The organism is Marinobacter sp. Hex_13 (assembly GCF_001566815.1).
In the GTDB taxonomy this organism is placed as follows: Bacteria; Pseudomonadota; Gammaproteobacteria; order Pseudomonadales; family Oleiphilaceae; genus Marinobacter; species Marinobacter salarius.
Window position 1 is genome coordinate 1 of the sequence record NZ_LSMM01000021.1, and the last position, 9,515, is coordinate 9,515.

General features: G+C 50.9%; 9 protein-coding genes and 1 pseudogene. 2 read left to right on the top strand and 8 right to left on the bottom strand.

The genetic code is table 11. The features are described 5' to 3' along the window. Positions 1-3: 3 nt before the first annotated feature. Positions 4-243: pseudogene (locus tag AXW11_RS04495) on the top strand (secondary thiamine-phosphate synthase enzyme YjbQ); the annotation flags it as partial. A gap of 88 nt (positions 244-331) precedes the next feature. On the opposite strand, the gene AXW11_RS20795 reads toward AXW11_RS04495, so the two are convergent. Continuing rightward, on the bottom strand, positions 332-697 hold the full coding sequence (locus AXW11_RS20795) for a YecA family protein (RefSeq protein WP_103917330.1): 366 nt from the start codon (positions 695-697) through the stop codon (positions 332-334). 88 nt (positions 698-785) lie between these two features. Here AXW11_RS20795 and AXW11_RS04500 point away from each other — a divergent pair, with 88 nt between their 5' ends. After that, the gene (locus AXW11_RS04500) at positions 786-1,001 is read left to right on the top strand and encodes a helix-turn-helix domain-containing protein (protein ID WP_103917329.1); all 216 of its coding nucleotides are present in this window, start codon (positions 786-788) and stop codon (positions 999-1,001) included. 239 nt (positions 1,002-1,240) lie between these two features. Here the strand turns inward: AXW11_RS04500 and AXW11_RS04505 are convergent, their stop codons facing one another. The 7 genes from AXW11_RS04505 to AXW11_RS04535 form a co-directional block, all read right to left on the bottom strand. Then, positions 1,241-1,492 (bottom strand): HigA family addiction module antitoxin, encoded by a 252-nt coding sequence (locus AXW11_RS04505; RefSeq protein WP_103917460.1) that lies wholly within the window; start codon positions 1,490-1,492, stop codon positions 1,241-1,243. A 32-nt stretch (positions 1,493-1,524) separates the two neighbouring features. Further along, positions 1,525-1,689 (bottom strand): hypothetical protein, encoded by a 165-nt coding sequence (locus AXW11_RS04510; RefSeq protein ID WP_200819531.1) that lies wholly within the window; start codon positions 1,687-1,689, stop codon positions 1,525-1,527. A gap of 186 nt (positions 1,690-1,875) precedes the next feature. Continuing rightward, on the bottom strand, positions 1,876-2,628 hold the full coding sequence (locus tag AXW11_RS04515) for a M48 family metallopeptidase (RefSeq protein ID WP_103917328.1): 753 nt from the start codon (positions 2,626-2,628) through the stop codon (positions 1,876-1,878). Positions 2,629-2,633: 5 nt separating this feature from the next. After that, the gene (locus tag AXW11_RS04520) at positions 2,634-5,939 is read right to left on the bottom strand and encodes a type I restriction endonuclease subunit R (RefSeq protein WP_234999969.1); all 3,306 of its coding nucleotides are present in this window, start codon (positions 5,937-5,939) and stop codon (positions 2,634-2,636) included. After that, positions 5,930-6,835 carry an Abi family protein gene (locus AXW11_RS04525; RefSeq protein ID WP_103917327.1) on the bottom strand — a complete coding sequence of 302 codons (906 nt, stop codon included), beginning with the start codon at positions 6,833-6,835 and terminating at the stop codon, positions 5,930-5,932. The genes AXW11_RS04520 and AXW11_RS04525 overlap by 10 nt, the downstream gene beginning before the upstream one ends. Before the next feature lie 363 nt (positions 6,836-7,198). Further along, complete coding sequence (locus AXW11_RS04530) at positions 7,199-8,464, bottom strand: DUF6161 domain-containing protein (protein WP_103917326.1); 1,266 nt, start codon at positions 8,462-8,464, stop codon at positions 7,199-7,201. 14 nt (positions 8,465-8,478) lie between these two features. Next, on the bottom strand, positions 8,479-9,515 hold a 1,037-nt coding region (locus AXW11_RS04535; protein ID WP_286791945.1), incomplete at its 5' end, for a nucleotide-binding domain-containing protein.

A 9,515-nucleotide genomic window follows, 5' to 3' on the forward strand; every position in this document is an offset into this window, starting at 1 on the left:
ACGTTGACGCTGGCGGCACAACGCCGTGGTTGTCACCTGGTGACCCGTGAGGTGCTGCAAGGCTTGCCGGAGCTGGCAGAGGTGAAGGTGGGCTTGCTGCATCTTTTTATCCAGCACACCTCCGCCTCGCTGACCATCAACGAAAATGCCGACCCGGATGTGCGCGGCGATCTGGAGCGGCATCTGAATGTGATGGTGCCGGAAAACGCGCCTTACTATGAACATACCCTGGAAGGCCCGGACGTACGGGTTATATAGCTGGCCCTAATCGTATATGTACATATGAAGAGATATGGACATGAAAGGCCTTCCTGATAGGTCAAATCCAAAATTACTCATTTTGCGCTGACAGCCAGGCGTCAAAGAGAGGCTCTGCCACTGATATGTAATCCCAGATTTGCAGGCTTTTGGCGAGGTCAATAATTTGCTGGTGCGTACACAAGTGGTCTGAGAGGACAGAATATAACGGATGGTCTTGGTTTATTTGGGATAGATAGGAATTCGCCCAGTCCTCAAGCCTCTGGAATTCGACGGAATTTTCGGCTGGCGAGCCGATCGGGTATGGAAGTGCTTGATTGATGACGTTATAGAAAGCCTCTTGGTAGATGGAATCTGCCGGCAACTGCCTGTTAATACAGCATTTTTTAAACTTTTTTCCGCTCCCACATGGGCAGGATGAATTTCTTTGGATGTGCATAGTTCCCTTAACATGAAAATGAGCATTATAGTCCGTGGATGAATAGGCATCAAAAAATGATAGTCCTCACTTTTAAGGTGAGACTTTCATGCAAGATGCTCGTCTACAGGCGTTTGGCTCAAAGGTTAGGGCCTTGCGTAAGGAGAGAGGGCTGTCCCAGGAAGAACTTGCGAGTCAGGCTGGCCTTGATCGTAGTTATATGGGCCATATTGAACGTGGCGAGAAGAACATCACCCTGCTGAAAATTCATCAAATCAGCAACGCGCTTGGTGTTTCCCCGAGCGAGCTTCTTTCGGAACAGTAACACTGCCCATTCATATAAGCTTGGAGGCGGAAATGAAAATCTCTGCCATGGTGGAAGTGGAGTCTGTCGTTAAGGTTCTATGCGACGTATGTGGGTCCTCCGCTTCTTTCCTGCCTGATCTAACTAACTATGAAGTGGTCAAAGACTAGCTTTATAGCCAGGCTTTTTTATTGTGAAATCCAGGCGGTTTCGTATGCGAAACGATCTGGTAGCGGGGTCTACCGGTACCGGTGAACAGGCTATTTCCTGTCTTGCTGGGACGCCCACAAGTCATAGTTGGCTTGCAAAGCAAGCCATGCACGCGCAGTGCCGGCCCCTGCCAATTCAAGCTGTTCAGCCAGATCAGAGCTGATGCCTGCCTTGCCGTTTAACACGCTCAGCATATCGGCACGAGATATTGAGAAACGGCTTGAGGCCTCGGTTACGGATAGACCCAAGGGTGCCATCACCATTTCTTTCAGGACTTCTCCTGGGTGCGGATGGTTGTGCATAACAACCTCACCGTGTCTTGATGGGTTCACCATCACTCCCCCATCTCAGAAGCTGAAGGCAGGGCGAGCTCATCAGCATGAGCACCATGCGCGTCGAGATTTTTCAGCAAATCGATCTCCGAGAAAGGAGGGTTCTCCTTGCGAGGAGGCTTTCTCACCGCATCGCTGTTTTTTGGGCGTTCTACCTCTGGTTTCATGGCTTTGGCTCTTCTGACAAGTACCCAGGAGCGGACAGTATGTGATCAGTCGATCAAGCTGTCTATTACAAGGGGGAATGATCCCCTTGTGGGAAAGGAGATTCTGTAATGCCGCCCCCTTCGTTATCGGCATGCTCATGATAGCCCTCTTCTTCCACTTGGTGTGTGCCGGCGCGTCGTTAGCCGTTACAAGTCCAATATCCGGCTGGCCATGCCGTCCAATCGCTCCTTGGTGGCTTCCCACGTTGGCATTACCTGTGCCATGAGCCGATAAAACCTCTCGCTGTGGTTGTGTTCGGCGATATGGCAAAGCTCGTGCAGGATGACGTAATCAATACACTCTCTTGGTGCCTTAACCAAATGGGGGTTGAGGGTGAGCCTGCCATTTGGTGAACAGCTTCCCCATTGAGTTTTCATAGTCAAAACGCGAATGGGAGGGCGGCCGGGCACCCAGAGTGTCTGCTCCAATAAGGCGTCTAACCGCTTGGAAAAGGTTTCCTTGGCGCGTGCCTTGTACCACTCGGCCAGAAGTTCACGTACCTTCTGAGGGCTTTTTCTTCTTACAGAAACTTCCAGCTTTCCGCGCAGTAGTTTGACGGTTGGAGCCCGATTAGGTGCCTCAATCACCTTGAGAAGATACTGTTTGCCAAGGTAATAGTGGCTTTCACCACTGATGTACTTGCGTGGCGTGGCGTGTTCCATCTGTCTTCGGAAGTCGCGCAGTTGCTCGTAAATCCAGCGCCCTCGTTTCTTTACGGCCATCAGGACAGCGTCGTTACTTGTATTGTGGGGCACCAAGGCCATTACGCGACAGTCAGGATGAACCTTGATCAGGACTTTTCCCGTGGCTTTCGGCCTCTCGATGCGCTCAAAGGAAATGTGCTCGTCGCCGTAGCAAAAATGCAAGCGTTGCCCAGCAGTTCTGATCGGAACTCCCATCAGATTTACATCCCACTCAAGCCGACACGGGTAATCTGCACTACCATCTCCACGATTTTTTTTGCCTGGTCCATGCCGCCACCAATGGCTTTGCACTCCTGGAACATGCGAGGAAGAAGCTTCTTGCGAATATCGGCTTCGATGTTCTGTGGGTTAATGGAGTTTTCCGCAACAGACGCTTCCACAGACTGGTCGACATCAAAGGCGAGCTTCACCCATTTGTCTTGGATTTGTTGGTCCATGACAGCTAAAGCTTCGGGCAATAGTTTCTTGAATACGCCAAAATACGCCTGAGCATGGCGATTACCGGAAAAGGCATCCGGAATATCACTCAACTTGCGGTCCCGGACCTGTTCTTCAAACTCCTGGAACAGCATGTATTGCTTAAGGGGGTGGTCAAACAGTTTCTCGGCTTCTTCAATTGCCTGGCGCAGAAGTTTGGAGAACGCCTCCTGTGCGTAGGGGTCGTCTCGAAGGTCCTGCTCGATCATTCGGGTTACACGAGTCTTGATGATATCGGTTTCATTGCGGGTTTTCTCTTCGCTCCAGTCTTCCGGTTGCGGTTTTTGGCCCATCTTGCCGACTTCATACACACCGCCAGGTTCTTTGACATCTACGCCGACGACATGCTTGTCCAGAAGCTTTTTTACCTGCTCAGCATATTCGTCATAGTCGACCTTTTCGCCGGCATCTCGTTGCACCATTTGGCGCAGGCTGGAGAACTGCTTGACGGTCTCCTTGTAATGGCGGCGATCGTCATCGCTAAAGCTCTTGTCTTCGAAGAAGGTTGCTGATTGCAGGGCCACTTTAAGGCAACTGGCGAAAGCAGTTAAGGCCTCATAGAAGTCTTCACGCACCTTGAGGTTAACATCTACCAATTCACCCTGTTCACCAGCCTTGGAAGACGTGTTTTCCTTAATCTTCGGTACCAATACCTGGCGAAGTTGCTCAATGTCGTTCTTATTCTTGACGCCGTCAAAAATCGCCCAGAGTTGCTTGTATAGCTGTGGCAGGCGTTTGTACTCGGTGCTCATCTGGCTGTAGAGGCCGGCAATATCGTTAATGTCGTAGCCGCCTTGGGTGCGCGAGGCCAGATCCTGATACTTCTGGATAGTGGTATCCAGCTCAGCAAGAATGCCGCGATAGTCGATTAACAGGCCAAACTTCTTCTTGGGATGTAGCCGGTTAACCCGGGCAATAGCCTGAATCAGATTGTGCTCCTTAAGTGGCTTGTCGATGTAGAGCACGGTATTCCTTGGCTCATCGAATCCCGTCAGCAGCTTATCCACCACGATCAGTATCTTGAGTGAGTCATCCTGTTCAAATCGCTCAACCAGGTGCTTGGTGTAAGCCTGATCATCCTGGCTACCCACGTTGTCCTTCCACCACTGGGAGACCTCCGGTGTGGCAGCTTCATCGACAGCCGTATTGCCCTCCCGTGTGTCTGGTGGGCTCATTACCACCGCTGATTCAAACAAACCGGCTTCATCCAGGTATTGCTTATACTTGATAGCAGCAGCCTTGCTATCGCAGGCGAGTTGCCCCTTCAGGCCCTCATCAATGTTTTTGACGAAGTGGTTGGCAATATCCAATGCAATCATCCGGATTCGATCGTCAGCACCATACACCTGACCTTTGCGGGCAAATTTTCTTTTCAGGTCGGCTTTCTGTTCATCTGATAGCCCCTCGGTGATGCGTTCAAACCAGCTATCTATGGCGCGCTCATTCACATCAAGGTCAGGAATGCGCTCTTCATACAGCAGCGGCGTAACAGTTTTGTCTTCCACGGCGCGCTGCATTGTGTAGGCGTGCACGATGGGGCCGAACTTATTGGTGGTCTTGTCATCCTTGAGCAGGGGCGTGCCGGTAAAGGCCACAAAAGAGGCATTAGGCAGGGCTTGCTTCATACGGATATGGTTTTCACCGCCCTGGCTGCGATGCCCTTCATCGATCAGCACGATAATATCCGCGCTAAGATTGACGCACTCAGGGAGCTTGGTGGCGGTGTTGAACTTCTGGATCAGTGAAAAGATGATTCGCTCAGTGCCCTTGCCAATCTGCTCTGCCAAGCGCTTGCCAGAGGTGGCCATCGCTGCGCTCTTGTCTTTCTTGCCCGCCAGCTCGCCACCCGAGGCGAAGGTTTTGCTGAGCTGCGTCTCCAGATCCACCCGATCAGTGACAACCACAATGCGGCACTGCTTCAGGCTATCGTGCAGAATCAGTGCCTTGCTTAGAAAGACCATCGTGAACGACTTTCCCGAACCTGTGGTGTGCCAGATAACACCGCCCTCACGGCCTCCTCCAGGGGTACGGGTATTGATGCGCTCGATCAGCCGCTTGATGCCGAAAACCTGTTGGTAGCGAGCTACGATCTTGCCGGCCTTCTTATCGAAAAGGGTAAAAAACCGGGTCATCTCCAGCAGGCGAGCAGGGCTGAGTAGGCTAATCAGCAGTTGATCCTGGCCGGTTACCGCCAACTCGCCCCCGGCGATCAGGTTTTGATACCACTCCAGGTCGGCTGCAGGGCGATGGTTAAACAAGCTCGCAAGCTGCTCACTCGACAGAACCCTGTTCTTGATAGCAGCCATATCGGCATCAGTAATATCTTCCTCTCGCCAGGCCGACCAGAATTTGGCCGGGGTGTGGCAGGTGCCATAGCGGCCTTCGTTGCCGTTAATGGAAAGCAGCATCTGGCTGTAGGCAAACAGCAAAGGGATTTCGTCGTGCCGCTGATTGCGCAGGCTTTGCGAGATACCCTCGTCAATGGTTGGCCCTTTCTTCGAGCTCCCGTCCGGGCGCTTGGCTTCAATCACCACAAGCGGAATACCATTCACAAAACAGACGATATCCGGACGGCGTGATTCCACGCCACCAGACCGGGTAACAGTAAATTCCTCAGTAACCACGAAGCTGTTGTTGGCAGGGTCGTGCCAGTCAATAAGGGCTATGGTCGGGCTGGCTTTCTTGCCATCAACAAATTCAGTAACGGATATGCCGTACAGAAGATGGTTGTAGAGGCGTTCATTGGCAGTGAGAAGCCCTTCGTTCAAGGCCGGGCTGCATACCTCGGCAATCAGGTTGTCGATGGATTTTTCCGATAGCGGATAGCGTTTTCCTGAAAAGGTGAAAGTGCGTTTCTGTAGCTCGGCACGTAGTTCCTTGCGCAGCACTACCTCATCGGCCTTGCCGTCACGGGCCGCCAGGGCTTTCTCAGGAGAAATAAAAGACCAGCCCAGGTTAGTAAGCAGCGTCAGTGCTGGGAGTTTGGCACTGTATTCTTCCTGGAATTTAATATTCGGTTTTATTTCCACAGGGGGTGATCCTTCCAATCTTCCGGTATGCCCATGGCAAGACGGTATGTATTGGTTTGTGTAATAGGTGTCAGCAGCCTATCTATTTGTACTGCCCACTCATCGCCATTGCCCGATTGTCGCAATAAATAACGCAGCATCAGCAGGATATAGAAAGGCCTGTCATTCCGTGGGGTTACAGGGGGCTGCCACTCTGGCTCCTTTGCTTTATCGGGCCGAATGGCCAGCTCCCGATTCCAGAGACGACTATGGTGCGCACAGACATTACGGACATATGTCAGAGTATGCAGCCAGTCTCCCAAGCGTTTTGGGTGCAGGTTAAAGTAGGCCGCTACAGCTCTTTTATCGGGATTTTTCAATCCTTTGTAAAAGAAGGATAAAGCACCAAAGCTCATGACTTCAGTCAGCATCCATACGGGTAATGTTGGAAAGCCGTTGTATCTTTCTTTGTAATGGCGAACAAACTGATCGGAGGATCGGCTGGCTTCCATTTCCAGTTTTTTTAGCCAATTAAAATGATCAAATTTCGGATGGAAATTGGCGGCGACTGTGTGGCCAAAAGCGCCGTAAGTATGCCCCATGTGGTAGGTGATGCGCGTACGAACAGCCACTTCGACCCGTTCAATGGCGTCCATCACTAGAGCGCGCAAATGCCTGTCAAATTCATATAGCTCCAGTACCTGATCGAAACCTGTCCCGGCAATAAAATGATTTTCTGGCTGGCCGTTCTTATCCCGTAAACGGAAAGGAAACCAATAACCACTGAGGCGGTAGTAACTGATGGCAGACAACTTTAGCAAGGCATCAGCCTGATCGTTAATCACCAAGCCACGGTTTTGCAGGTGAGACAGTTGCTGCTCAAAGGTAAGCGCAGGTTTTTTGTACTGTTCAGGCATGCCTGCCTCCGAAGACAATGCGTTGTAAGCAGGCATAAAAAAACCGCCAAGGTTGCGCGTTACCCTTGCAGGCACTAAGCGTGGCGGTTGTGTTGGTGCGATTATAACTTGCCGGCTTGCGGCGTTGCAATGCGGAACTCGAGCCTGGAGTTAGCCAGCTGAAGCGGGTGCCCGGACAATAACCGGCAGGCCAGACATGAGAAAACCGCCTTTTGAGCGGTTTTCTCGCCCCGGGCAGCAGCCAACTGAATGACCCTGTGAGGGGGGGGTTGTGCCAGAAATAGCCCGGCATCAGATGCATGTTGTCAACCGACGGTTGACGGCACTGCTGAGAGAAATATGTGATTAACCGGTTGAAAAACATCAGCTTTTTACCCGGGAAACGCCAGCAATGATGTCTGCCGGACTAGGCATGGTGGGCCCGTGGTCACCGCCAAGCAGGCCAGAATCGGCGCGGCTGAACAGGGCCTGGAGCACAATATCCCGTGAATCAGTATCCAGGGCGCCTTCATGAATCAAGGCCAAATACAGGTGGGTGAGCTGTTCCCGCTCTTCGGCATCACGTTGTAGATGGAAGGCGCTGAAAGTCAGTTTTGACAACATTCTGATCAGGAACACAGCAGCGGCGGCAGTAGCGCCAAATAAAGCGACACCTTGCAAGCTCTGCAAGCCAAATGGCACAGGCTCTTTATGTAGCCAACCCCAGAAGAAACAGCCAGCTCCCGCGATAGTTGCAACAGAGGTTACGATCAGGAGGCAGGCCCACAGTAACCCTTGAAAATTCAGGTTCCTGGCGCGATTTGCCCAGTAAGTGGCAGGCGCGGCCAGACGCAGCTTTTCCCGATAAAGCTCTTCAAGCTCCTGAACACGACTGACCGCATGATCTGCCATTTTATTAAAGAGCGCTGAATGATCGTCAATGGCCTCGTCCGACCGCTCTTTGTGATGGGTAAACCATTCTGCGGTCTGCTTCTGTATCCGACCAAACCAGCCCTTGAAGTCTTCCTGCGTTCCATCTTTCCAGGAATCGATCTCGTTCCGAAATTCCACTATCTCGGATACCAGCCTGTTGCGCTCATCTTCAAGGTCATTCCTAAGAGTTGTGAATGATTTTTTCTCTGCGTTACGGCGCTTAACAAGATGTGAGCGGTCTTGAAAGTAATACTCATAGGCCATCAATATGCCTGTAAAGGTATTCAGTGATGGCGGATTCCCATGTAGGTGGGCTCGGTTATTGATTATGGCGTCCAAGAAAGCATTGCCTGATTCCTGTGAGTACTCGAAGGCAGCGAGCATGGCTTCTGTGAAAGCATTTCCGCGATATATCCAGTTCTGAGTGGCCCAGTTCGTGAATTGCTGCTTTGATTGCTGGAATTTCTGATTCACCTGATTGATGTTTGAGGGTTTGGGGTCCGAAGACTCTGCTTCCTCAAAGAATTTAAGTTGATCCAGAAAGGCCTTGATGTTCTGGGGGATTGATGGAAGTGCTCCTGTAAGATTCTTCCCAAGCTTTGCTTTTGCCTCGGACCAATATTGTACTTCCGCCTCTAGTAAGGAACGCGCTTCTTCCGAGGTTTTCAGTGTGAAAGTCTTACCAGCCCTATCCCTTATAGATAAATTTATATCCATTAGATGAGTCCTTGTTATTCTATGGGCACGGAAATTCGTGACTTCGCGACAACAACATTGTTCTTAATAGCGTAGCACTCCACAACGTGTTCGCCTTTGAAGTCTGCTGTCTCGTTATTGGACTTGGTTCCAGTATCGACAAATATCTGGCCGCGAATACAATCGCGCCGTTGCGCTTCTTCTCCTCTATTCAGGACTTTCCATTTCAGAGTATACGGGGGTGGAACGTCGCATGAGGTAACTGTGAACTTGAGCCTTCTTTTGGGAGTGATCCGAATGCCCGTGGTTAGCATTGCTCTCAACGCTCCGGCTCTAAATCCATCCTGTTTGATAACATCACAGTCCATGTCTATGCCATAACGAATGTCTATGGAATGTTCATCTTCGATAAATTGCTCGGTATTCCGCCAGGTATGAGAAGATTTTAGTGCATTATCTTGGATTGCAGCAGGGAAAGGACGCCCAAAAACTTTCTTCCATTTCTGATTGGCGATGTTCTCAGTGCCAGATTCTATGGCCTTCAATGTGAGTTTGTAGGCCTTTCTGGCTTTACGTTGGAACTTCTTTCTTACCTTCACATCCTGGTTGCTTCCAAGCGCCTGGTAATGGTCCTGGTTGGGCTGATTCATTAAGAACTCGAAGAAGTCGCGGCAAAGCTCGCCGTAAGAGGCTTCACCCTTGTTGTCATATGTGTCGGTGGACTTCAGAAAGTTATAAGCCAGCGTGTCAATCAGTAACCCACCCATATAAACGCCGTGCTTGTTCTTCCATGCTCTTCCCATCTTGCACAGCTTTCTAAGATTCTTGTTCTTTTGGTCCACAAACTCCTTCATTGCCGCTATTTCATGCCGTGGCTTGGTGGTTCTCCATCTGCCGCCCTTGTGGGTGTCCGGGAATTGATATTGCAGAATGCCATCATCCCCCTGTTCCTCGAAGACGGGCAAAACTTTGTAGTGGTCAACTAATACCGGACAGTGATTTAGGTTTTTCTTCGGCCACCGCAGGGGCGATCCCGCCGTTGTAGCTGTGAGGCCTGTGGTAATTGTAGTAA

Bases quoted from the DNA above. Each gene is read 5' to 3' on its own strand.
- AXW11_RS20795 (WP_103917330.1), bottom strand. From the start codon at position 697: ATGCACATCCAAAGAAATTCATCCTGCCCATGTGGGAGCGGAAAAAAG.
- AXW11_RS04500 (WP_103917329.1), top strand. From the start codon at position 786: ATGCAAGATGCTCGTCTACAGGCGTTTGGCTCAAAGGTTAGGGCCTTG.
- AXW11_RS04505 (WP_103917460.1), bottom strand. From the start codon at position 1,492: ATGCACAACCATCCGCACCCAGGAGAAGTCCTGAAAGAAATGGTGATG.
- AXW11_RS04515 (WP_103917328.1), bottom strand. From the start codon at position 2,628: ATGGGAGTTCCGATCAGAACTGCTGGGCAACGCTTGCATTTTTGCTAC.
- AXW11_RS04530 (WP_103917326.1), bottom strand. From the start codon at position 8,464: ATGGATATAAATTTATCTATAAGGGATAGGGCTGGTAAGACTTTCACA.
- AXW11_RS04525 (WP_103917327.1), bottom strand. From the start codon at position 6,835: ATGCCTGAACAGTACAAAAAACCTGCGCTTACCTTTGAGCAGCAACTG.
- AXW11_RS04510 (WP_200819531.1), bottom strand. From the start codon at position 1,689: ATGAAACCAGAGGTAGAACGCCCAAAAAACAGCGATGCGGTGAGAAAG.